Annotated in this window: 25 protein-coding genes and 1 tRNA gene; 19 read left to right on the forward strand and 7 right to left on the reverse strand. The window is 52.6% G+C overall.

Annotated features, from left to right (window positions below; translation table 11 throughout):
* The first annotated feature begins 94 nt into the window (after nt 1–94).
* The 10 genes from DXB44_RS14830 to DXB44_RS12700 all read left to right on the forward strand — a co-directional run bounded on the left by DXB44_RS14830 (nt 95) and on the right by DXB44_RS12700 (nt 6,197).
* Nucleotides 95–451 carry a hypothetical protein gene (locus DXB44_RS14830; protein ID WP_243111158.1) on the forward strand — a complete coding sequence of 119 codons (357 nt, stop codon included), beginning with the start codon at nt 95–97 and terminating at the stop codon, nt 449–451.
* Nucleotides 439–627 carry a helix-turn-helix domain-containing protein gene (locus DXB44_RS12660; protein ID WP_118658958.1) on the forward strand — a complete coding sequence of 63 codons (189 nt, stop codon included), beginning with the start codon at nt 439–441 and terminating at the stop codon, nt 625–627. Before DXB44_RS14830 ends, DXB44_RS12660 begins: the two co-directional genes overlap by 13 nt.
* Nucleotides 620–1,312, forward strand: a complete 693-nt coding sequence (locus DXB44_RS12665; protein WP_069423988.1) for a response regulator transcription factor — start codon at nt 620–622, stop codon at nt 1,310–1,312. The genes DXB44_RS12660 and DXB44_RS12665 overlap by 8 nt, the downstream gene beginning before the upstream one ends.
* 5 nt (nt 1,313–1,317) lie before the next feature.
* Nucleotides 1,318–2,235: a HAMP domain-containing sensor histidine kinase gene (locus DXB44_RS12670; RefSeq protein ID WP_117930518.1), complete on the forward strand. Its 918-nt coding sequence runs from the start codon at nt 1,318–1,320 to the stop codon at nt 2,233–2,235.
* A 134-nt stretch (nt 2,236–2,369) separates the two neighbouring features.
* The gene (locus DXB44_RS12675; protein ID WP_055186326.1) at nt 2,370–3,296 is read left to right on the forward strand and encodes an ABC transporter ATP-binding protein; all 927 of its coding nucleotides are present in this window, start codon (nt 2,370–2,372) and stop codon (nt 3,294–3,296) included.
* Nucleotides 3,289–4,074: an ABC transporter permease gene (locus DXB44_RS12680; protein ID WP_007882992.1), complete on the forward strand. Its 786-nt coding sequence runs from the start codon at nt 3,289–3,291 to the stop codon at nt 4,072–4,074. Before DXB44_RS12675 ends, DXB44_RS12680 begins: the two co-directional genes overlap by 8 nt.
* Before the next feature lie 2 nt (nt 4,075–4,076).
* Complete coding sequence (locus DXB44_RS12685; protein WP_055186327.1) at nt 4,077–4,856, forward strand: ABC transporter permease; 780 nt, start codon at nt 4,077–4,079, stop codon at nt 4,854–4,856.
* A 7-nt stretch (nt 4,857–4,863) separates the two neighbouring features.
* Nucleotides 4,864–5,325, forward strand: coding sequence for a hypothetical protein (locus tag DXB44_RS12690; RefSeq protein ID WP_055186328.1), 462 nt, complete (start codon nt 4,864–4,866; stop codon nt 5,323–5,325).
* 83 nt (nt 5,326–5,408) lie between these two features.
* Nucleotides 5,409–5,840, forward strand: coding sequence for a response regulator transcription factor (locus DXB44_RS12695; protein WP_055186329.1), 432 nt, complete (start codon nt 5,409–5,411; stop codon nt 5,838–5,840).
* A 138-nt stretch (nt 5,841–5,978) separates the two neighbouring features.
* Nucleotides 5,979–6,197 carry a hypothetical protein gene (locus tag DXB44_RS12700; protein WP_005930900.1) on the forward strand — a complete coding sequence of 73 codons (219 nt, stop codon included), beginning with the start codon at nt 5,979–5,981 and terminating at the stop codon, nt 6,195–6,197.
* Between the two features lie 87 nt (nt 6,198–6,284).
* Here the strand turns inward: DXB44_RS12700 and DXB44_RS12705 are convergent, their stop codons facing one another.
* Entirely contained in the window at nt 6,285–6,644 is a 360-nt protein-coding gene (locus DXB44_RS12705) for a helix-turn-helix transcriptional regulator (RefSeq protein ID WP_005930902.1), read from the reverse strand.
* Between the two features lie 891 nt (nt 6,645–7,535).
* Here DXB44_RS12705 and DXB44_RS12710 point away from each other — a divergent pair.
* The 6 genes from DXB44_RS12710 to DXB44_RS12735 all read left to right on the forward strand — a co-directional run bounded on the left by DXB44_RS12710 (nt 7,536) and on the right by DXB44_RS12735 (nt 11,668).
* On the forward strand, nt 7,536–8,024 hold the full coding sequence (locus DXB44_RS12710; protein ID WP_005930914.1) for a hypothetical protein: 489 nt from the start codon (nt 7,536–7,538) through the stop codon (nt 8,022–8,024).
* 364 nt (nt 8,025–8,388) lie between these two features.
* Nucleotides 8,389–8,616, forward strand: coding sequence for a hypothetical protein (locus DXB44_RS12715; protein WP_015538297.1), 228 nt, complete (start codon nt 8,389–8,391; stop codon nt 8,614–8,616).
* Nucleotides 8,617–8,684: 68 nt separating this feature from the next.
* The gene (locus DXB44_RS12720; protein ID WP_005930921.1) at nt 8,685–9,359 is read left to right on the forward strand and encodes a type II toxin-antitoxin system PemK/MazF family toxin; all 675 of its coding nucleotides are present in this window, start codon (nt 8,685–8,687) and stop codon (nt 9,357–9,359) included.
* Nucleotides 9,350–10,162 carry a DUF6551 family protein gene (locus DXB44_RS12725; protein ID WP_005930924.1) on the forward strand — a complete coding sequence of 271 codons (813 nt, stop codon included), beginning with the start codon at nt 9,350–9,352 and terminating at the stop codon, nt 10,160–10,162. Before DXB44_RS12720 ends, DXB44_RS12725 begins: the two co-directional genes overlap by 10 nt.
* A gap of 132 nt (nt 10,163–10,294) precedes the next feature.
* On the forward strand, nt 10,295–10,495 hold the full coding sequence (locus DXB44_RS12730) for a helix-turn-helix domain-containing protein (RefSeq protein ID WP_005927005.1): 201 nt from the start codon (nt 10,295–10,297) through the stop codon (nt 10,493–10,495).
* A gap of 75 nt (nt 10,496–10,570) precedes the next feature.
* Nucleotides 10,571–11,668, forward strand: coding sequence for a site-specific integrase (locus DXB44_RS12735; protein ID WP_242651551.1), 1,098 nt, complete (start codon nt 10,571–10,573; stop codon nt 11,666–11,668).
* 134 nt (nt 11,669–11,802) lie between these two features.
* Here DXB44_RS12735 and DXB44_RS12740 read toward each other — a convergent pair.
* The 4 genes from DXB44_RS12740 to DXB44_RS12755 form a co-directional block, all read right to left on the reverse strand.
* Nucleotides 11,803–11,880: transfer RNA gene (locus DXB44_RS12740), tRNA-Pro, on the reverse strand.
* 157 nt (nt 11,881–12,037) lie between these two features.
* Nucleotides 12,038–14,905, reverse strand: coding sequence for an excinuclease ABC subunit UvrA (uvrA, locus tag DXB44_RS12745; RefSeq protein WP_118658959.1), 2,868 nt, complete (start codon nt 14,903–14,905; stop codon nt 12,038–12,040).
* Nucleotides 14,892–16,949 carry an excinuclease ABC subunit UvrB gene (uvrB, locus tag DXB44_RS12750; protein ID WP_118658960.1) on the reverse strand — a complete coding sequence of 686 codons (2,058 nt, stop codon included), beginning with the start codon at nt 16,947–16,949 and terminating at the stop codon, nt 14,892–14,894. Before uvrB ends, uvrA begins: the two co-directional genes overlap by 14 nt.
* Nucleotides 16,950–17,043: 94 nt before the next feature.
* Nucleotides 17,044–17,763 carry a JAB domain-containing protein gene (locus tag DXB44_RS12755; RefSeq protein WP_055186335.1) on the reverse strand — a complete coding sequence of 240 codons (720 nt, stop codon included), beginning with the start codon at nt 17,761–17,763 and terminating at the stop codon, nt 17,044–17,046.
* A 169-nt stretch (nt 17,764–17,932) separates the two neighbouring features.
* Between DXB44_RS12755 and DXB44_RS12760 the strand changes: the two genes are divergently transcribed.
* Nucleotides 17,933–18,922 carry an RluA family pseudouridine synthase gene (locus DXB44_RS12760; RefSeq protein ID WP_097779991.1) on the forward strand — a complete coding sequence of 330 codons (990 nt, stop codon included), beginning with the start codon at nt 17,933–17,935 and terminating at the stop codon, nt 18,920–18,922.
* A 72-nt stretch (nt 18,923–18,994) separates the two neighbouring features.
* Here the strand turns inward: DXB44_RS12760 and DXB44_RS12765 are convergent, their stop codons facing one another.
* A complete protein-coding gene (locus tag DXB44_RS12765; RefSeq protein WP_118658961.1) occupies nt 18,995–20,362 on the reverse strand; it encodes a HAMP domain-containing sensor histidine kinase in 1,368 nt (455 codons plus the stop codon).
* Nucleotides 20,359–21,078, reverse strand: coding sequence for a response regulator transcription factor (locus DXB44_RS12770; protein ID WP_118658962.1), 720 nt, complete (start codon nt 21,076–21,078; stop codon nt 20,359–20,361). The genes DXB44_RS12765 and DXB44_RS12770 overlap by 4 nt, the downstream gene beginning before the upstream one ends.
* A gap of 165 nt (nt 21,079–21,243) precedes the next feature.
* On the opposite strand from DXB44_RS12770, the gene DXB44_RS12775 reads away from it, so the two are divergent.
* Both DXB44_RS12775 and DXB44_RS12780 read left to right on the forward strand, forming a co-directional pair.
* The gene (locus tag DXB44_RS12775; RefSeq protein ID WP_118658963.1) at nt 21,244–22,170 is read left to right on the forward strand and encodes an ABC transporter ATP-binding protein; all 927 of its coding nucleotides are present in this window, start codon (nt 21,244–21,246) and stop codon (nt 22,168–22,170) included.
* 1 nt (nt 22,171) lies between these two features.
* Nucleotides 22,172–22,921 (forward strand): ABC transporter permease, encoded by a 750-nt coding sequence (locus DXB44_RS12780; protein WP_118658964.1) that lies wholly within the window; start codon nt 22,172–22,174, stop codon nt 22,919–22,921.
* The last annotated feature ends 2 nt before the right edge of the window (nt 22,922–22,923 follow it).

Consider the following 22,923-nt stretch of genomic DNA (forward strand, 5'->3'; position numbering starts at 1 on the left):
AAAAATGGCGTTTGTATAGACAAAAGCCCTGCTTGCTACAACAATGCGTCCTTTTTGTCCGCAGTTTGAAATTTTTAGATTGGAGAAAAACGCCATGCTAACCTTGGAATGGATCGGTAAAAATAAAGTCGTGAACCATCATCAGGAAGTTCCCTTCCGGGTGCTGGAGCGGCAATACAGTTTTGGTGAGCAGAGGCAGCACACCGAGAACAACGACAGTGAGAACATGATCATCCACGGCGATAATCTTGAAGCACTGAAAGCCCTGTTGCCGCAGTATGAGGGCAAGGTGAAGTGCATCTATATCGTTATCTTAACCCCCATTCTAATGAGTATCCTAAGTTCAGAGAATGCAGTAAGATTAAACTTTATAATTCATATTATGTTTCTTGCATTATTCGAGATGAGGAACTATAATGTACTTTGTGGAGGTGCGAAATGGACTATATGACATTGAAAGAGGCCGCCGAGAAGTGGGGCGTGACACCTCGTAGAGTAAATTACTATTGCGCTGCTGGGCGTATCCCCGGCGCTGTAAAGATGGCTGGTGTTTGGCTGATCCCAAAGAACGCAGAAAAGCCGATTGACGGAAGGACAAAACGAGGGAAGGAGTTGCGCCATGAATAAAATCCTGATTATAGATGATGACAGAGAGCTGTGCGCTTTGATTAAACGTAGCGTACAAGCAGAAAACATAGAAGCTGATTTTTGTAATACCGGGAAAGAAGGCTTGCAAAAATTAAGAGAGCAGGAATACCAGCTTGTAGTGCTGGATGTGATGATGCCCGGTATGGATGGCTTTGAAACGCTGGAAGAAATCCGCAAAGAGAACAGTCTGCCGATTTTGATGTTCACATCTAAAAATGACAGCATTTCTAAAGTACGGGGCTTACGGGCCGGAGCGGACGATTATCTGACAAAACCGTTTGATATGGACGAACTGATTGCCCGTATTGCGTCCCTCATTCGCCGCTACACCCGTTTTAATCATCAAGCCGGAGCTGTGCAAAAACTGGATTTTGATGGATTGCAAATTGACCTTGAAAATCGTTCTGTTACGACGGAAAATGGCACTTTTGAACTTCCACCAAAGGAATTTGATCTGCTCCTGTACTGTGCAAAGCATCAAGGGAAAATTTTGACAAAACAGCAGATTTATGAGGAAGTTTGGGGCGAAGAATATTTCTATGATGACAGTAACATTATGGCGATTATCAGTCGGCTTCGTAAAAAATTAGAAGTCAATCCTTCAAGCCCAAAGTATATACAAACGGTCAAAGGGATTGGCTACCGGTTTAATAAGGAGGTGTAGTCAGCATGGAAATTATCGTATTCTTGTCCATTGTGATTGCTGTTGTGGCTGTATTGACTTCCATCGTTCTCGTTCGGCGTGTAAAAAAACAAATAGCAGAAATGACCGATGTGCTGGTTGATGTGAAAAACGGAAATGGCAACCGGCGTATTCTATCTGCAACAAATGAACTGACAGCACCTCTTGCCTATGAAATCAATGAGATCGTTGTGGCCTATGAAAGCAGACTTTCAACTGTACGGCAGACAGAAGAAACCAACCGCCAGCTTATGACGAGCCTTTCCCATGATGTGCGAACGCCCCTTACTACTCTGATTGGGTATCTTGACGCTGCACACAAAGGACTGGTCACAGGAAAAGACCGGGATGATTATATTGAAACCGCCCGCCGGAAAGCCCATGATCTGAAAGAATATATTGATGTACTCTTTGACTGGTTCAAGTTAAATTCTAACGAGTTTGCTTTGGAGATCCAGAGTGTTGAGGCCGCAGAGCTGACAAGAAATATCCTCATTGACTGGATACCGATTTTTGAGGATAAACAGGTTGAGTATGACATTGATATTCCCGAACATCCTGTCCGGGTAAGATTGGATATGGACAGCTATATGAGGATTGTCAATAATCTCATTCAAAATGTAATCGCTCACAGCCATGCAGACAAAATCAAAATTGCCCTGTCAAAGAAGGAAAATAACATGGAGCTGCTGCTGGCGGATAATGGAGTGGGAATTGAGAAGGAAGATTTGAAACACATTTTTGAACGGCTCTATAAGTGTGACAAAGGACGGTCTGAAAAAGGAAGCGGTCTTGGTCTTTCTATTGTCCATCAGCTTGTAGAAAAGATGGGTGGGAGTATAACAGTTGAAAGTTTGCCGGGAAAAGGAACCGAATTTATGTTGCTTTTTCCTTTGGAGAGTTAAGCGGGCTCCCGTCTTTATGGCGGGAGCCTTTGTCATTTTACTGGATTTCAAATTGCAAGGTTAATGCAAGGTTGCGGCAAGGTTAATGCAAGGTTGGCATGATAGAATACCTTACAGAACAGGAGGTTTTGAATATGGATACAAATTATATCATTGAAACAAAAAATCTGACGAAGCAATACGGCTCACAAAAGAGTGTGGCTGACTTAAATATCCATGTGAAGTTTGGGAGAATTTACGGTCTGCTGGGCAGAAACGGAGCCGGAAAAACCACTACCATGAAAATGCTGTTGGGCTTAACGAAGCCGACTTCCGGGGAGGTCAAAATCTGGGGAACGTCTTTGCAAGGGAACGAAAAGAAGCTGTTGCCCCGTATCGGAAGCCTGATTGAGTCCCCCGGTTTTTATCCCAATCTGACCGGCACAGAGAACCTGCGTATCTTTGCTACTCTGCGGGGCGTACCAAACAATCATGCTATCAAAGATGCTCTGGATCTGGTAGAACTGCCCTACAAAGATAAAAAGCTCTTTTCACAGTATTCTCTTGGTATGAAGCAGCGGCTTGCCATCGCCCTTGCCGTTATGCACGATCCGGAGCTTTTGATTTTGGATGAGCCGATCAACGGTCTCGATCCCATCGGTATTGCAGAAGTACGCTCCTTTATTCGGGAGCTTTGCGACGCAAGAGGAAAAACTATTTTGATTTCCAGTCACATTCTTTCGGAGATTTCCTTGCTGGCTGACGATATTGGAATTATTGACCACGGTGCATTGCTGGAAGAAGAAAGCCTTGCTGAGTTGGAGCAAAAAAGCAGTAAACATATCCGGTTTACGCTCTCTGATACTGCACAGGCGGCAAGAATTTTGGAACGCAATTTCCATGAAACCCATTTTTCCATACAAGACGACCACAATCTGCGTCTACACAATATGGAGCTACCCGTGGGGAAAATTGTAACTGCTTTTGTAGAAAACGGATTGGAGGTATCAGAAGCACATACCTGTGAAGAAAGTCTTGAAGATTACTTCAAGCGTGTGACAGGGGGCGAAGGAATTGCTTAAACTAATCAAATGCGAATTTTTGAAATTGAAACGGAAGAAATTTATTCCGCTGATTATTTTGGCTGCGTTCCTGTTTCCAATCCCGCTGACTTATCTGATGACAACGCCCTCTATGATGGAGCGATATACGGATCGGGCAGATGCTTTCGACGGACTATTTAACATGGTGTTGGGATATGGTATCCAGTTTTTACTGCCCTGCATTATCGGTGTGATTGCCGCTATCCTGTTTTTTATGGAACGCGACAACGACACATTCAAAAATCTGCGTACAATTCCCGTAACCAGCACGCAAATGGTGCTTGCAAAAATTATTGTCCTGTTTCTCTTTGGAATTGTTTTTTGTGTGGCTTCTACCATTGCAACAATTCTTTGCGGATTTGGAACATTGGAAGTTTATGGAATAGGCTATAAATTGTTTTTAGCGGTTGAAACAGGAATTTTCATTACGGCAGGAACACTCCCGTTGATCGTTCTTGTTGTCTTTTTCAGTAAGACCTACGTTTTTTCCATTTTGCTGTGTGTCTTTTACAGTGTTCTGAACATGAGTGCTACGGCATTGTTTGACACGCTGCCTAAAACCATGTTATGGCTTCTGCCCACGCCACTGACTACATTTTGGAGTGCAGGAGATATGGCGGCTCATGGAATAAAAATGGACTTGGAGCAAATGACAGGGCTAATTCCTTCAACATTTCAAGTTGTATTCATTCTTGGGATCATGGCATTGGTTTCGTTCTTACTAATTGACAGATTATATAAGCAGAGGGGGGAATAAACATGGTTCGCATTGTAAAAACAGAATTTTATAAATTGAAAAGGTATCATATCCTTTGGGCGGGCGTTGCACTCATGCTCCTATCCGTCCTGCTGACCTTGTTTACCTCTATGGCGAATGATGGTTCCGTTTGGGATTTCGCCTATCTTACAGAACAGGTCATCAAAAACAATATGTCCATGATTTTTCCGATGTGTATCAGCCTAATTGCTGGATATATGATTTCTCGTGAGCAGACGGATGATACATTGAAAAATATTCTGACTGTGCCGATTTCTTTTAAGAAACTGCTGACCGGAAAATTGATTGTGTGCGGCGTATTGTCTATTATTTTCGGGCTGATATGCAGTCTGTTTACAATCATAGCAGAAATGATTGTGGGATTTCCCGGCTTTGAGATTTCCTTAGCTCTAAAAGCAACCTTGCAGATTACTGCGGTTAATTTCTTTTTATATCTTGCGGTTCTGCCGATTATCGCTCTTACTTGTCGGAGGGCAGGCAGCTTTTTAGTCGGTGTAATCATTGCTTTTGTCTATGGATATGGAGGGATGTTTGCCGCAGGAAATATGACATTAGCAAACCTTTATCCGATTACCGCAAGTCTTGGAATGGTAGGCTACCGTAGCTATGATACCGCAGTCAACTGGAATATCGGAACCTGTTCTTGCAGTCTTGCGCTTGCTGTCGTTATTTCTGCCATCTTGATTTTGTGCATGAAAGAACGAGAAGCAACCCAAACAAAGAAAAAGGCCAAAAAGGTAGCTCCAAAGAAAGGCTGGTGATGATTTTATGAAGAAAATAGTTTTAGCATTGGCATTTGTCCTTTTGGGAAGTTTTATGCTTTCTGACTGTTCAAAAGATGAAATTCTCGATCATTATAATAATATCGTTCAGTCGGCTGGAGCCATAGAGCTTACAGGAAAGTCATCTTTGGAAGGAACAAAAGAAAAAGGAATCGATGATTATACAGGAACTTATACGGCTGATTATGAGGATTTTTCAGATACAGAGTATTTGTTCGGAGGAACTTCCATAAAAAGAGAAGCCGGTAAGGAACTGTCTATTGACTGCACTTTGGAGGTTACGGAAGGTACTGCAAAAGTATTTTGGATTTCTGGATCTGATAAAGCAGTCACTTTGATTGAAACAACCGGAACTTATAGTGACACAATTACACTTCCTGATGGTGGAAATTATATCGGAATTGAATGCGAGAGTTTCACAGGAAGCATTGAATTAAATATTGAATAACATTCTGCCGGACGACGGCAAAAGAAAAAAAGCCGTCGTATCGAGTGATATAGATTTGGCTTTGGGGGAGGATTGTCTATTGTATGCAAAGAATCGAAGTTGTTGTTCGCATCACGAAGGATCACTGCCCACCGCAAGAGCAGACGATTTTTGAATGGTTCGATTTGATGCGGAATCCCACAGACGCTCTGAGCCGTCCCGATCTGGAAATCAACTTGGAACACCACCGTGTTTTCAAACATGGAACAGAGGTGTACATGAGTCGTTATGAATACGGTGTTTTGAGTTTGATGGCACAGCATCCGGGCAAACTGTTTACAAAGGAGCAGATCTTTGAAGCAGTCTGGCATAAGGACAGCGAAAGCTATTTGAGAGCCGTCACCAGCACGATCGGTCGAATCCGTCAGAAAATAGAGGATGACAAAGATCACCCCCGTTATATTAAAACGGTTTCCAACATTGGATATCAATTTGTCCCATCATCGGAATTGGTGCGGTCGAATCGCAATCTGTAATAAAAGCCATACCGTAAGATCCTAGTAGGATTCTTCGGTATGGCTTTATCGTTTTCTACGCTGTACGAAATCGGCATCCTTGCATAGATGACCAAGAATATTCTAAAATAGAGATGACTTAATTCAGGAGGTCAAACCATGCAAACATTTGAAGAAGTATTGACCCAATTCCATAGCTTTTTAGAGTCTGCGACCTATTTGGACGTTGTTCCATGCCGCTGGGGATATGTAAGGCTTTTCAATGAGGGCGACCCTATCAATTTCAATGCAATTCTTTGCCGCACACCACAAGAACTATATACGGCATTGGCAAATGATTTGGAAACAGAGATTCAGGTCAGCTTGGGAATCGACTGAATTGGTATAAAATTGGTTTGCTTTTGGGTTCGTTTTGGTATAGTGACTTTGAAAAATATGCTATACTGTACCACAAGCAAAACATTTTCAGGGATTTTCAATTTTACTGTAAAACTCTGTCAGGTGCTTTGCCAGTGTGCGGGTCGAGTCCATTAAGGTTTCCCGCACTGCTTCTGGACAGGAAAGATAGATTCGATTGAACTCTTTTAACTCTATTTCCGTTTTGCCCATCCCCGGAGTAATCAGCGCATCAAGCGAAACCGGCAAAATACGAGCAATCGCCAAAAGAATTTCGTAAGATGGATTCATGCTGCCTTTTTCAATGTTGGCGATATGCTTCGTTGAAACATGGCAGCGTTCAGCAAGTTGTTCTTGTGTTAAACCTGCCAGCTTGCGCTCTTTGCGAACCTTTTCTCCAAGTACCTTCAAGTCAGAATTCGGCATCATCGTTCACCTCAATAGTATTGTATCGTTCTGGTGAATGACGCGGTATAACCTTGTATTTCCTGTGAGCAGGAAGTATAATGCCGATTTTTGTATTTCCCGGTCGAGTTATAAAAAAACGGTAACTCGTCCGGGCGATTTCACGCGCTATCCAATCACAGTTGCCGTTTGTGGAGGTAACTGTGATTTTTTATTGGGGTAACGCATCAAAAAAAGCCTGTCTGCTGCCGTAGACCAGAATGTCAACAAACCGGCACAATCGTTCCGTTTCACCGCCTATAATCATGCCGATGTGCAATGCTGCGCCAGCTTCCCGCCATGGGAGGCTGGCGTTTTTGCGCTTTTGGAGCCAAAGTGCCGCAGTCCACCGTTTCTCCTATGATATAGCAGCAAACTTTATATTTGGGAGGGAAAGTCATGCTTGATCATAAGAAGAAAGCAATTACGGAACACTGGCAGTTTTGCCCCAAGTGCAACTTAAAACTTTATCGAATGACCGCCGACTGCACTGGATTCATCCATATAAAATGCTGGCGTTGCCGGAAAATGTTATGGCTCGACCTTTCCATTCGGGCCAAGTAAACATCAGATTTATAAAACAATCGGGTGCACTGCACTCTGAATATGGACTGTTAGCACCGAGCAACGGGCCATTGCCATAAGGCAATGTATGAAACGTAGCACCAAATGGCCGGGCAGCAGCTTGACTGAAAGATCTCCAATCTTTCGGTCGGCTGTTGTCCGGCTATTTTTTATAGCTTCAGATGGCCTGCTCCCGAAAAGGAGCAGGTTTTATGTTTGCCCTCTTTTCATGGCTGCCCCAGATGGCGAAATATCCGTAGCGTTTCCAAATTTTCGACATTTCACGTTTTATCGAAAATTTGGAGGTTACACATGGGCTTTAATTATGGTTTGGAAAAGAAGAACTTTGACCGTCAGTGGGCTATCATGCGCAAGCAGTATGAGGACGCTGGCATGAGCATCGAAGCGATTCAGGCAATGTATGAGTATGACTGGTCTGTTTTCAATGCTGCGCGTTCTTACCAGAACCACACACAGGAAATCGCTGCCCCGTCCTTTGAGCAGGGTGAAGAAGCCTACTCGCCCCTTATGAACAAGTATCAGGAAGCCATTTCTATTACCGAACACTACCGTGAAACCAAGAGCCGCTTCACATGGATCGGCGAGATTGAGGACGAGCGGCTGCTGTCTGCGCTTGAAAATTTGTCGGATGCAGATCTTGAGCTGATTACTCTATACGCCTATGAAGAATATGACACCGTTGAAATTTCTAAAGTATTTGGCACAACAAAGCAGAATATTAGTAAGAAAATCCGCAGAATCACTAATTTTATCAAAAACTTTCAAATTAAGGTTGTCTGAAAGGCGTTTTCGATGCCTACCAAGTGAGAGGACAATTCACCAGATGGCGAAAGCCACTGAGCGAAATGTCTGCACTCATGTTCTTTGAAAACTGAATAGTTCCGTTATCTGGTACTCCGATAATGATACTTCCGTAATTCGCGGCCCGGTCACAAAGCAGACGGGGTGGCTGAAATGCCAATGAAGCGGTACAAGTCCGCTGCCAGATGTTTATGCCCCACTCGCAGGGAGCCGAGGGCGAATATGCGAGACCTTAACTTATTAAATCAGGCGTGGCCGAATGCTGTTTTCGGTCTTCGTCCACGTCTGTTCTTTTTACTTATTCCATATATCCACATTTTCGTCCTACATAATAGGAGGCTTTATGAACGAAAACGACCGTACCACCTTAGAGCAAGCGATCTACGAGGAAATGGAACTGACCCCGGAGATGATTCGGTCCATCCGCACGCTCTGCGGTGTCTGCCTTTGTAGTTTTGTAGAATCCAAGGCGTTCAAAATCGCCATTGTTCCCAGCGCAGACCGGAGCATGGACACTTGCACTGTCTGCCAGACCCGGCGCGGTCATGACTACGTTGTGATGAACCGCTGAACAAACACACCGCCCACTGCCAAGTAGGTGCAGCGGGCGGTGTACATATTGCAAAAGGAGGACAGCTATTGATTCAAAACTGGAAATTCCAGCGTGGAGACATTTTCTTCACCCGTTTCGACAACGCCATCGGTTCAGAGCAAAGCGGGAATCGTCCGGCAGTCGTTCTTCAGAACGATGTGGGAAATTTTTACTCGCCCACGCTGATCGTGGCCACATTGACAAGCAAGGCGGCAAAAAAGTATACCCAGCCGACCCACTGCCTGCTGGTGAACGAGTTTCTCTCCGTTCCGTCCATCGTTCAGGCAGAGCAGATTTTTACCGTAGACAAGAGCAGGGTTCTGAAATATCTCGGACACCTCACCCCGGAAGAAATGAGCCGGGTGGATGATGCGGTCCGTGCCAGCCTTGCCCTGAACCCGATGGGGAGTATTCAGCGGCTTCCGCCCATCATCCGTTCTACGGCGGCTTACGCGCCGCCTGAGGTGGTTGACGGTAAGCCGCCCCTCTATCCCTACACGCCCATCAAATCGTCCTTTGAGGATGCTGGGAGTGTCGAGGACATGATGCTGTACACCGAACTGGAAGCTGCGGTACACGCAATGATCCAGCGACTGGAATACAGCTTCACATTCAACCCAAGTCTGCTCACCATCCCGAAGCGTAAGCAGCAGGTTGCTGAAATCCTGAAAGAAGCCGAAACGTACATCTGGAGAATCAAGGAGGAAATGCGATGCGCCTGAAAGACAACACCAATCCCTTCATCCATGTCAACCCGCCGTACCAGCTCATGGTCATCCACAGCAGCAAGCTGGTCTACCCCCGCGAACTGTATCAGCGCGGTGTGGAGCGCAAGCGTGTGGAACTGATTGCCGCCCACTTCAACGAATATGTGGCAAATGAGCCGAAGGTCAGTTTCCGCAACGGTCAGTTCATCGTAACGGATGGGCAGCACACCATCGAGGGGCGCATCCTCCGCAACGGCGGCAAAGATCTGCCGATTCTCTGCAAGGTGTACACAGGCATGACCGTGGAGCAGGAAGCCCTGCTCTTTGCCGAGCAGAACGGCTTCTCTGCGCCGCTGACGGCAGGCATCAAGCTCCGTGCCAAGGTGGTGGGCGGCGATGCCATCTCCAAAGCCTTTCTCGCAGCCACCAACCGGGTGGGATTGAGCCTCAATTATGACAGCCAGCAGCTGACCGATTACCGCATCGGCTGCGTTGGTACGGCTTTCCGGCTCTACAAGCAGATGGGCGAACCGCTCTACTGTGAAACGATGCGGCTGATCGTGGCAGCATGGGAGGGCAAGCCCGATTCGTTCCGGGCATCTGTTCTGAAAGGCATGATGCACTTTGTGGAGCTGTACCACGGCGAGTTCAGTGAAGAACGGCTGCTCCGTGCGCTGCGCAACATCCACCCGGTCGATATTTACCGCATCGGGCAGGACGACCCCGCAAAGCTGCGCGGATGGAAAAAATACGTTTTTCCCATCTACACCGCCTACAACGGCAAGTGCAGAAAAGACGCACTGCCGATGAAATTCTGACATTTTCAGGCATACCTCCCATATACACAAGGGGCATCCGCAAACCGCAGATGCCCCTTGTTACATATCAAAGTGCAATATATAGTGTTCCTGTATTCGTTTAACACAACATATAGAGAAAAGAGGTATTCTATGCGCTCTCAGTTCACTTCGTATGAGCAGCTTCCCATCACCCTGACAGCCGATCATGTTGCTGCTGCGCTGGGCATCTCCCGCGCCAACGCTTACATCCTGCTCCGTTCGGACGGCTTTCCCACGCTCCACATCGGTAAGCGGATGGTCGTACCCAAAGACCGTTTTCTTCAGTGGATCACGGACAGCGTAAATGGCTGATTTGACATCCTTGATTCAAGAGGTTTCTTTTTCTATACTATTCCCGAAACGACTTGACATCAGGAAGGAGGCAATATGCCAAGCAAACGTTCACACGGCGAGGGTACGCTTCGCCACCGCAGCGATGGTCGCTGGGAATTACGTATGATGGACGGCTACCAGAAAGATGGTTCGCCGCGCTTCAAGACCTTCTATGGCAAGACTCAGAAGGAGGTCAAGCTCAAACTGAAAGAGTATCAGGATGCGCTTATCAGCGGTGTCCAGCTGGACACGATCCTGTACTTCGAGGATTGGGCAGATACATGGTTCGAGGGTCACAAGGATAATATCGCTCCCACGACACAGGAAAGCTATAAATACTGCCTGAAAATGCTCAAAGAGGGATTTTATCATCGCCCCTTGACCGTCATACGCCCGATCGACATTGAAAACTTTCTGAAAGGGATGCGGCGCGATGGCCGCTCGGATTCTTACATCAGCAAGGCACGAGGAATGCTCTACCAGATTTTCCAAAAGGCAGAAGCCAATGACCTTGTGCGCCGTAACCCGGTCCGGCTTGCTGAAAAGATGCGGGCAACCGGCACCGCAAAGCGCAAGGAAGCCTTTACCACAGCGGAAGTCGCCCACTTAATGAAAGTTCTCCCCGATGACCGCATGGGCTTGAGCATCCGGCTTTTGCTCGGCACTGGAATGAGAATGCAGGAACTTCTGGCTTTGGAGCCGCAGTTTATTGAAGAAGATGGCTCTGTCATTCACATCCGGCAGGCAGTAAAGGTCGTAAAAGGTACAGTCAGCATCGGCAGTCCGAAATCCAAAGACAGTATCCGGGATATTCCGGTGCCGCTGAATGTTCGCCCGTGCGCCATCAAGCTGCGGGATACCACCGACCAGTTCATCTGGGAAAGCCCCAAGACCGGCTTGCCCTGCAATCCCACCCATTTCCGGGATGTATTCCGCAAATCTCTGGAAGAAGCGGGCGATGTCCGCTTGCTCACGCCGCACAGTTGCCGCCACACCTATGTGTCGCAGATGCAGGCGTTGGGCGTGGATATTCAGACCATCCAGAGCATCGTAGGCCATGCCGATACCGAAATGACTGAGCATTATCTCCATGTTCAGGAATCCATTCGGCAGAGTGCGATCCAGTTGTTCAATGAGGCGTTTTCGGCCTGAAAATTGGACGGAACGGCACTAATTAGACCAGATAAAATCGTTGGCATTGTGGTCAAAATTGTGGTCAAAACCAAATGAGGTCAGCCCACAAACAAAAAAATCCAACGATTTCTAACGTGAAATCGTTGGATTTTTGGTCCGAGTGGCGAGAATCGAACTCACGGCCTCTTGAACCCCATTCAAGCGCGCTACCAAAACTGCGCTACACCCGGATATCGACCGCCGCTTCCCTACCGAAGCGTGGCGACAAGAGATATTATACTCAGGCAAGGCCGTTTTGTCAACAGATTTTTCGATTATTTTTGGTTTTTTCTGAGAAAAGTCTGATTTTTACACGGATACGCGCTTTTTCGTTTTTGCTGTTTTTTGTCAGTGCTTTTCCGCTTCTGCGGCGCGCTGCGCGCGGTCGCGTTCCAGCAGCGGGCGCAGGTACTGGCCGGTAAAGCTGCCGGGCACGGCAGCCACCTGCTCCGGGGTGCCCTCGGCCACGATCAAACCGCCGGCGCTGCCGCCCTCGGGGCCAAGGTCGATGATGTGATCCGCGCACTTAATCAGATCCAGATTGTGCTCGATGACGATGACCGTATTGCCCACGTCCACCAGCTTTTGCAGCACCTCGATCAGACGGTGCACGTCTGCAATGTGCAGACCGGTGGTGGGCTCGTCCAGAATATACACCGTTTTGCCGGTGCCGCGGCGCGCCAGTTCGTTGGCCAGCTTCACACGCTGTGCCTCACCGCCGGACAGGGTGGTGGCGCTCTGCCCCAAGGTAACATAGCCAAGACCCACGTCCAGCAGCGTTTGCAGCTTGCGGGCGATCTTGGGCTGGTTGGCAAAAAACACCACCGCTTCCTCCACGGTCATGTTCAGCACGTCCGCAATGGTCTTTTCCTTATACTTCACTTCCAGCGTTTCGCGGTTGTAGCGTGCGCCCTTGCACACCTCGCAGGGCACATATACGTCCGGCAGAAAGTGCATTTCGATCTGCAAAATGCCGTTGCCCTCGCAGGCTTCGCAGCGACCGCCCTTGACGTTAAAGCTGAACCGTCCCGGGCCGTAGCCGCGCATCTTGGCGTCCTGCGTCTGGGAGAACACGGTGCGGATATCGTTGAACACGCCGGTATAGGTGGCGGGGTTGGAGCGCGGGGTACGGCCGATGGGCTGCTGGTCGATGCCAATGACCTTATCCACAAATTCCAGCCCCTCTACCCCATCGCACTTGCCGGCGCGAGAGCGGGCACCGTTCAGCTCGCTGGCCAGCGTTTTGTACAGGATCTCGTTGATCAGGCTGGACTTGCCCGAGCCGGAAATGCCGGTGACACAGATGAACTCCCCCAGAGGGAAGCTGACGTCGATGTTACGCAGGTTATTTTCCCGTGCGCCCTTTACGGTCAGGCAGTGGCCGTTGCCGGTGCGGCGGGTCTGGGGCACTGCAATGCGCTTGCGGCCGGAGAGGTAGTCGCCGGTAATGCTTCGCTTGGCCTTGCAGATATCCTTTACGCTGCCTGCGGCCACGATCTCGCCGCCGTGCACACCGGCACCGGGGCCTACGTCCACGATATAATCCGCGCTGCGCATGGTGTCCTCGTCGTGCTCTACCACGATGACCGTGTTGCCGAGGTCCCGCAGGTTTTTCAGGGTGGCGATAAGCTTATCGTTATCCCGCTGGTGCAGACCGATGGAGGGCTCGTCCAGCACATAGAGCACGCCGGACAGAGCGCTGCCGATCTGGGTGGTCAGGCGGATGCGCTGGCTCTCGCCGCCGGACAGCGTACCCGCCGCCCGGGCCAGCGTGAGGTAATCCAGACCCACACTCTGCAAAAATTGCAGGCGGTTTTTGATCTCCTTCATGATCTGGCCGCCGATCTGCTGCTGCTTTTCGGTGAGGTTCGGCTCGTTTTGCCGGATAAATTCCAGCTCGTCCCGGATAGACATTTCACAGAACTGGCTGATGTTCTTGTCCCCGATGGTCACGGCAAGCACCACCGGTTTCAGGCGCTGACCGTGGCAGTCCGGGCACTCCACGCCGGACATAAAGCTGCCGATCTCTTCCTTCATCCACTCGCTGCTCGTCTCGCGGAAGCGGCGCTCCAGATTTTCCACGATGCCCTCAAAGGTGTTGTAGTACACCCCGCTGCCGAACTCGTTGGTGCGGTGCATCTCGATCTTTTCGCCGTTGGTGCCGTAGAGCAGGGCGTTCACCGCCTCGGTGCTCATCTCCTTGATGGGCGTATCCAGCGTAAAGCCGTATTTTTTGCCAAGGCCGAGGTAGTACATCTCGCTCACAGAGCCTTCAGCGTAGTACCAGCCGCTGGCCTTGATGGCACCCTCCCGGATGGAAAGGCTGCGGTTGGGCAGGATGCGATCCTCGTCCACCCGCATAAAGGTGCCAAGGCCGGTGCATTTTTCGCAGGCACCCAGCGGGTTATTGAAGGAGAAGAGCCTGGGCGACAGGTCGCTGATGGAAATGCCGTGCTCCGGGCAGGCAAAGTTCTGGCTAAAGGTCATGCACTCGCCGCCGATGACGTCCACCTCGGCCACGCCGCCGGTGAGCGCCAGCGCAGTTTCCAGCGAGTCTGCCAGACGGCTGCGGATGCCCTTGCGCAAGGCAAGACGGTCCACCACGATTTCCACCGTATGCTTGATGTTCTTTTCCAGACTGATCTCCTCGTCCAGATCATACAGGTTGCCGTCGATTTTTACGCGGGCGTAACCGGCGCGGCGGGCGGCGTCCAACTCCTTCTGCTGAGTGCCCTTGCGCTGACGTACCACGGGGGCTAAAATCTGGAACTTTGTACCCTCCTCCAGCTTGAGGACGGCATCTACCATCTCGTCCACGGTCTGCTGGCTGATGACCCGCCCGCACACCGGGCAGTGCGGCACGCCGATGCGGGCGTACAACAGGCGCAAATAATCGTAGATTTCAGTCACAGTACCCACAGTGGAGCGGGGGTTGTGGCTGGTGGTCTTTTGGTCGATGGAAATGGCCGGTGAAAGACCGGTGATCTCGTCCACGTCCGGTTTATCCATCCGGCCCAGAAACATCCGGGCATAGCTGGAAAGGCTTTCCACATAGCGGCGCTGACCGTCGGCGTAGATGGTATCGAAGGCCAGACTGGACTTGCCCGAACCGGAAAGGCCGGTCATAACGATCAGCTTTTCCCGCGGGAGGGTCAGGTTGATATTTTTCAGGTTGTGCTCGCGGGCACCTTTGATAATAATTTTATCGTTTGCCAAGGTATTTTCTCCCTTTTCGTTGTGTCTGTGCATGGTTCTGCTTGCGCTCGGTCTCGGCGGCAGAGTCCACAGTGGGGTTCTCGCCCCGGCGCAGCCGGTCGATCTGATCCCGCAGGAAGGCTGCGTGCTCAAATTCCAGCAGCTTCGCGGCCTCCTTCATCTCGCGGGTCAGGCGCTCAATGGCAGCCTCCCGCTCCAGCTTGCCCATGCGGCGGGTGTTGCGCTTGGCGTTTTCGGCCTTATCGCTGATCTCGATGCTGTCCGCAATGGCCTTAACGATGGTCTTAGGCACGATGCCGTGCTCTTCATTATAGGCCATCTGAATGGCGCGACGGCGCTCAGTCTCGGTGATGGCACGCTCCATGCTGTCAGTCACTACATCGGCATACATGATGACCATGCCCTCCGCGTTGCGGGCGGCGCGGCCGATGGTCTGGATCAGGCTGGTCTCGCTGCGTAGAAAGCCCTCCTTGTCGGCATCCAGAATGGCCACAAGGCTCACCTCCGGCAGATCCAGACCCTCGCGCAGCAGGTTGATGCCCACCACCACGTCGATGCTGCCCAAGCGCAGATCCTTGATGATCTCCATGCGCTCGAAGGTATCCACCTCATGGTGCATATACTTGACCTTGATCCCCTGCTCGGTGAGGTAATCGGTGAGATCCTCGGCCATCTTTTTGGTCAGGGTGGTCACCAGCACCCGCTCCTGCCGCTGGATGCGGGCGTTGATCTCGCCCAGCAGGTCCACCACCTGCCCTTCCACCGGGCGCACCGAGATGACCGGGTCCAATAGACCCGTGGGACGGATGACCTGCTGCGCCACCTGTGAGCTGTTCCGGCGCTCATACTCGCCGGGGGTGGCAGAGACAAAGATCATCTGGTTGAGCTTGGACTCCACCTCCTCAAATTTCAGGGGGCGGTTATCAAAGGCGGACGGCAGGCGGAAACCGTATTCCACCAGCGTTTTTTTGCGGGCGTAGTCGCCGCCGTACATGGCGCGCACCTGCGGCAGGGTGACGTGGCTTTCGTCCACGAAGAGCAGAAAATCCTCCGGGAAATAATCCAGCAGAGTGGTGGGCATACTGCCCGGCGCGCGGCCGGACAGCACCGCCGAATAGTTTTCGATGCCCTTGCAGATGCCCACCTCGTTCAGCATCTCGATATCGTAGTTGGTGCGCTGGGCAATGCGCTGTGCTTCGATCAGCTTGCCCTCGGCGGTGAACTGCTTGACCTGCGCATCGCACTCGGCGCGGATCTTTTCCAGCGCAGCGGCCTTTTTTTCGGCACTGACGATATAGTGGCTGGCCGGAAAGATGGCAACGTGCCTGACCACGTTCTGCTTGGAGCCGGTCAGGGGGTTGAACTCGGTAATGCGGTCGATCTCGTCCCCGAAGAACTCCACCCGGATGGCAAGCTCGCTCATATAAGCCAGATAAATGTCCACCGTGTCGCCGTGCACCCGGAACTTATTGCGCACAAAATTCACGTCGTTGCGCTCGTATTGCAGGGTGACCAGCTTTTTGCACAGCTCGTCCCGCTCCATCTGCATCCCGGGGCGCAGACTGATGACCATGCTGCGGTAGTCGATGGGGTCACCCAGCGAGTAGATGCAGGACACCGATGCCACAATAATAACGTCCCGCCGCTCAGAAAGCGCCGCCGTAGCCGAGTGGCGCAGGCGGTCGATCTCATCGTTGATGGCGCTGTCCTTTTCAATATAGGTATCGGTGCTGGGGATGTAGGCCTCCGGCTGGTAGTAGTCGTAGTAGCTGACGAAGTACTCCACCGCGTTGTTGGGGAAAAACGAGCGGAACTCGGTGCACAGCTGCGCCGCCAGCGTTTTGTTGTGCGCCAGCACCAGCGTGGGACGGTTGCACTGGGCAATGACGTTGGCCATGGTAAAGGTTTTGCCGCTGCCGGTCACGCCCAGCAGGGTCTGGCAGCGGTCGCCCCGCTGCACCCCCTCCACCAGCTGTGCGATCGCCTGAGGCTGGTCGCCGGTGGGGGCATAGTTCGACACCAGTTCAAATTTTTCCTCTGCCATCGTTTTTCTCCCTTCCGCGCGCATAACCACAATCCGTTGTTGTTTCAAGTTGTATTATAGCACGCATATTTTATAATGTAAACAGTTTTTTGTTTTACGGCCAGAAAAGCGTCCCAGTCTTGAAATCGTAGATGGGCAGGCGGTTGGCATCCCGCATGGAAAAATACTCGGTGTCGGTCAGGATAAAGTGATCCAGCAGATGCACATTTACCAGCCCCAGCGCCCTGGCAATGCTGCCGGTAGCGTCCATGTCCTCCAGCGAGGGCAGCGCCACCCCGTTGGGGTGGTTGTGGCAGAGCACCACGGCATCCGTACCGCCCTTGATGGCGGCAGCCACCACGTTCTTGATATCCAGACTGACCCGGTCGGAGGTACCCTCCCGCAGCCAGACGGCGGCACGCACCCGCTTGCGGCTGTCCAGACTGACCAGCATGGCGCGCTCGTAGTCCGACCACGCAAACTTTGCCATCAGATAGCTGCCCATCTGCTCGGTAGTCTTGATGCAGCGGGTGGTGCTGGTGCGGCTGCGGCCATAGTACCGGCTGATCTGGGGCAGCAGATGCAGCATCCGGGCGGTAGAGGGGCCTACGCCCTCTACAGTGCACAGCTCTTCCTCGCTGGCTTCCAGCACCGCCGCAAAATCCCCGAACCGGTCGATCAGGTCGTGGGCGATGCCGTTGGTATCCTTCTGGGCGTTGGTCAGGTAAAGCACATATTCCAGCGCCTCGTGCTCGGCCAGACTGTCCAGCCCGTAGCTTTGCACCCGCTCCCGCATCCGCTGGCGATGTCCCTTGTGCCGTTTATTCTCTGCCATGGCGGTACTCCTTTTTCTATGTTCTCTCCTTATAGTACCCATTTTGCGACGCAAACACAAGCGTTCTGCAAAAATAACCCGGATTTTGCACCGGAATGCGCGTTGACATCCCGCCCCGCCTGTATTACTATAAAAGCATGATTCTGACAAAAACGATGAGGATAACTTTATGAAACAATTTACTGCCACCGCCAACGATGACGGCGTGCGTCTTTCGCGCTTTGTGCAGAGCGTGACCCGCGATTTTCCCACCAGCCTGCTGTACAAAAGTTTCCGCAACAAGCGGGTGAAGGTGAACGGCAAAAAGGCCGCGCCGGAGTACCGTTTGCAGGCGGGGGATCTGATCGAACTGTACATCAACGACGAGTTTTTCCCGCCCGAGGGTGCAAAGCCGGTGCAGAAAACTGCCCCCAAAAAGCAGCCCAATCAGCCCAAGGTGACCGTCATCTACGAGGACGAGAACCTTGCAGTGCTGTACAAACCCACCCATCTGCTGTGCCACAGCGACCGCACCGGCGATGCCAATCTGGTGGACGCGTTTACCCAGTACCTGACCCAGAAGGGCGAATATGACCCCCACGGTGAGAACCGCTTCAAACCCGGCATCTGCAACCGGCTGGACCGCGGCACCGAGGGGCTGGTGATCGCCGCCAAGAACTACGCCGCCCTGCGGGACATGAACGAGATCATCCGCACCGACCTGCTGAAAAAGGAGTACTACACCATCACGGTGGGTATTCCCCAGTCCGGGCGGTTCACCGCATGGTGGGAGCACGACGAGAAGAACAACAAGGTCAGCATCCACGCCCATCAATCGCAGGACGAGCGCCGCAAGCAGATCATCACGGATGTGGACGTGCTGCGCACCGCAGGTCCCTTTGCCCTGTGCAAAATTGGCCTTGTCACCGGACGCACTCACCAGATCCGCGCCCATCTGGCCTATCTGGGCAAGCCGGTGCTGGGTGATATCAAATACGGCAACCGCAAAATGAACGAGCGCACCGGCACCAAGACGCAGGCACTGTGCGCGGTGCGCATCAGCTTTCTGGATGTGCCAGAGGAAAACACCCTGCACTACCTCTCCGGCAAGGTCATCAAACTGAAAGACCCTCAGATCTTACAGCAGTTCGATGCACTGGATAAAAACAAAGAAGCATAACAATAAGACCGCTGTTTGCAACAACTGCAAGCAGCGGCCTGTTTTTTGCGCTATTTTCTTTTTTTGCCCCGTTCACGCCCGGCCGGGCAGCCAGACCGTTGTTTTTGCCCCGCAGGGGGTGTTCTGCCCAAACACTGCCATACCGCCATGGGCGGCGGCGATCTGCTGCACTACATACAGGCCAAGGATATGGGGCGCATTTTCGGCAGGCTCCGCAGCGTTCAGCGCCGCCAGAACGGCAGCCGGATAGCCAGTACCATCATCTGCCACGGTCAGGCAGAAGCGCTCCCCTACCTGCCGGGTGTGCACGGTAATGTTCACCGGCTTTGGGTTATGCCGGACGCTGTTGTTCATCAGGTTTTCCAGCAGCCGTGCCAGCAGCGCCTCATCCACCGAAAGCACTGTCTGCTCTGCTGGTTCTTCCTGTTCCAGCGTAATCTCGCAGCGCTCTGCCAGTGGGCTTTCGCAGAACTGCGCCACCAGCTGCCGGAACAGCGGCCCTGCCCGGAGGTCTTTCCGGCGCAGGGGCTGGGCACCGTATTCCAGCTTACTGGTCAGGTTCAGGTCATCAATGAGGGTGCGCAGCTTTTCGCACTGGGTACGGATGCCGACCGCTTTCTGCCGGGAGCTGTCCGGCAAAAGTGCATCCTGTTCCAGCTGCTCCGCCCAGCCTAAGATCAGCGCCAGCGGGGTGCGCACGTCATGGCTGACCCCTGCGATCCACTGGGTGCGGGCGTTGTCCCGCCGGGAAAGCATCTCATTTTTGGCTTGCAGCTGCGCCCCGGTCTGGTTCAGCTTTTCTGCCAGTTCCCCGGCAAAACCATCCGTAGGCAGTTGAACGGTCTGCCCTTGCGCCAGAGTATCCAGACCGTTTGCCACGGTCTCCAGCCGCTTTGCCCCCCGCCAACTCAGCCAGAAGCAGAGAATCAGACCCAGCAGCAGCATTCCCAGCGCTGCTGCCGGGAGCACCCGCACCATGCTCAGGACAAAGTCCGGTGAGCTGTAAATGCTGTACTTCCACAGGCTCCCCTTTGGCAGCCCGATGACGAACAGTCCGTAGGGTTCTGTCCAGCAGAACACCGGGTAATCCGCCAGATACCAGCGGGCAAATTTGGCGATATCGCCGGGAGTGTAGGCATGGTTCAGATCCTGCGGCAGGCCGTAGCTCCAGCGGATGTTTCCCACATCGTCCAGCACCATCGCCCACTCGTAGCCGTTCATCCATTCCTGCGGGGTGCGTTCTGCCCCAAAGGCAAGCCCTTCGGCGGTCTCCACCATGGAATCCGCGATCTCGCTGGAGGAGTACTCCCGCTGCGGCAGGCGGCAGCCCTCCTGCCAACCCAGCCAGCCCAGCACTGCAACACCGGAAAACAGCAGCAGCAAAACAATGCCCACCGCCGCCAGCACATACCGCCGGATCAGACGCACAAAGGTTTTCATGCTTCTTCCCCCTTTGTCAGCTTATAGCCAATGCCCCGCACCGTCCGCAGAAACTGCGGCGCACCGGGTTCAGCTTCCAGCTTCTCCCGCAGATGCCGGATATGTACACCCAGACTGTTCTCGTAGCCATAGTAATCTGCGCCCCAGACCGCCGCACAAAGGGCATCGTAGGTAACGATGTGTCCCCGGTTCTCTGCCAATTTCCGCAGCAGCGCCAGCTCGGTAGCGGTCAGCGCCAGTGTTTTGCCCTCTGGCAGGGTAACAATGGCATCATTCAGATCTACGCACCGCTCCCCCAGCTGCAAAGGTGCCGGTTTTGTACGGGACAGCTCTGCCCGGTACGCCCGCTGCAAAATATGCTGCACCCGCAGCAGCAGTTCCTGCATCAGAAAAGGCTTGGTCAGGTAGTCATCTGCGCCAAGACCCAGCCCGAACAAACGGTCGGCATCCGCATCCCGTGCGGAGAGGAACAGCGCCGGGACATCCGCTTTTGCCCGCAGCGCCCGGAACAGCGAAAAGCCGTCCCCATCCGGCAGGTTGATATCCAAGATCATCAGCTCCGGCTGCTCTGCCGCAAAGCAGGCGCGGGCAGCGGCGCAGCTTTGGGCGGTTCTGATATGGCCATATCCTGCGCCCCGCAGCTGCTCACATAGCAGTGCCAGCAGCTCGGCGTTGTCATCCACAACGAGAAACTTTGCATCATAAATGGTATCCATAAGGGCAGTTCTCCTTTCCCGCCTTTACTATACCACACTTTTTGCGCCGCAGCGGAAAACACCTGCAAATTTAAGGGTAAATTAAGCTGCGCTTCCGGTCAGTTTAAGGCAGCGGGTGTATTCTGGCATCGTTCCGAAATCCATGAATGCGAAAGGAGACCATTTATGAAACCTGTGATTGAGACCCATGCCCTTTGCAAAAGCTACCATGGCCGTCCGGTGGTGGATCATTTGAACCTGACTGTCCCGGAGGACTGTGTTTACGGCTTTTTAGGCCCCAACGGTGCGGGCAAATCCACCACTATGAAGATGCTGCTGGGGCTTGTACACCCCACCGGTGGCAGTGTGGAACTGCTGGGGCACACCCTGAACGAAGCAAACCGCATTGCCCTGCTGCGGCAGACCGGCAGCCTGATCGAATCCCCCTCCGGTTACCTGCACCTGACCGCCCGGGAAAACCTTTCCATCGTGGCTGACTTGAAAGACGTGGACCGGAAGGACATCAGCCGGGTGCTGGAGATCGTGCACCTGACCAAAGACGCTGACCGGAAGGTGGGGCAGTATTCCCTTGGCATGAAGCAGCGGCTGGGCATTGCCATGGCGCTGCTGGGCAGCCCCAAACTGCTGATTTTAGATGAACCCACCAACGGTCTGGACCCGGCGGGCATTCAGGAGATGCGCAGTCTGATTGCTTCCATGCCCCAGACCACCGGAGCCACCGTGCTGATTTCCAGCCACCTGCTGGGCGAGATCGAGCAGATGGTGGATCAGGTGGGTATCCTGAACCACGGCAGGCTACTGTTCGAGGGTTCTTTGCAGCAGCTGCAAAAGCACAGCCGGGGCGGCATTCTGCTGCGGGTGCTGGACGCCCCCAAAGCCGCAGCCGTCCTGCAGCAGCAGGGAGTAAAAGCCGCTGCACCGGCAGACCAGCCGGACACCCTGCAGCTGCCCCCGCTGCCGGACGAAGCGTTGGCGGCGCTGGTCTGTACCCTTGCCGAAAGCGGCGTGGGCGTAGTTGGACTGACTGCGCAGACAAAGAGCCTTGAGGATATCTTCCTCAGCCTGACCCAGACCAGCGGGGAGGTGGCGTAAGATGGCAGCTTTCCGTGCAGAACTGCAAAAAGCCCACCGTCGGCACGACCTTGCTCTCTGCCTGTTCATCCCCGGCATTGTCGTGCTGTGGGTGGGCGGCCTTGCCCCGGCAGACCCGGAGGAGCTCGCTAACGGTTACAGCGCCCTGCTTTACAGCCTGCCCGTCATTGAGGCTATTCTGATGCCGGTGATGATGGCAGTGCTGGCCTCCCGGTTGTGGGATATGGAGATTAAAGGCAACACCGCCAAGCTGCTCTACACCCTGCAAAGCCGCCGAAGCCTGTTTGCTGGCAAAGCTGTCTTTGGGGTGCTGGAAGTGCTGCTGGTCACGGTGCTGGAGCTGGCCTGTGTTCCGGTGCTGGGGCGTGTCCATGGTTATACCGAAGCCTTTCCCACTGGGCAGCTATGCTATCTGTTCGTCTGCACGCTGGCTGTGGACGCAATGCTCTTCTTTGGAGAATTTCTGCTGATGCTGTGGATAGGCAATCCCCTGCCGGCGCTCTGCGTGGGCATCGTAGGGGCACTGGTGGGGCTGTTCTCTGCTTTTATGCCGCCGCTTGCCAGTTATTTTGTGCCCTTTGGGTACTACATCCCTCTGAGCGCCTACGAAGTGGCGAACTGGGACAAGGCCACCCACACCGTCACCTACGGCACCCGCCCCTTCAACTGGGGGCTGCTGGCCTTCACCCTTGCGCTGAGCGCTGTGCTGTTTGCCCTTGCGTGGCGCAAGGTACAGAACGAGGAGGTATAAAA

Origin of the sequence: Faecalibacterium sp. OM04-11BH (assembly GCF_003482185.1) — a bacterium.
Classification (GTDB): Bacteria; Bacillota; Clostridia; order Oscillospirales; family Ruminococcaceae; genus Faecalibacterium; species Faecalibacterium tardum.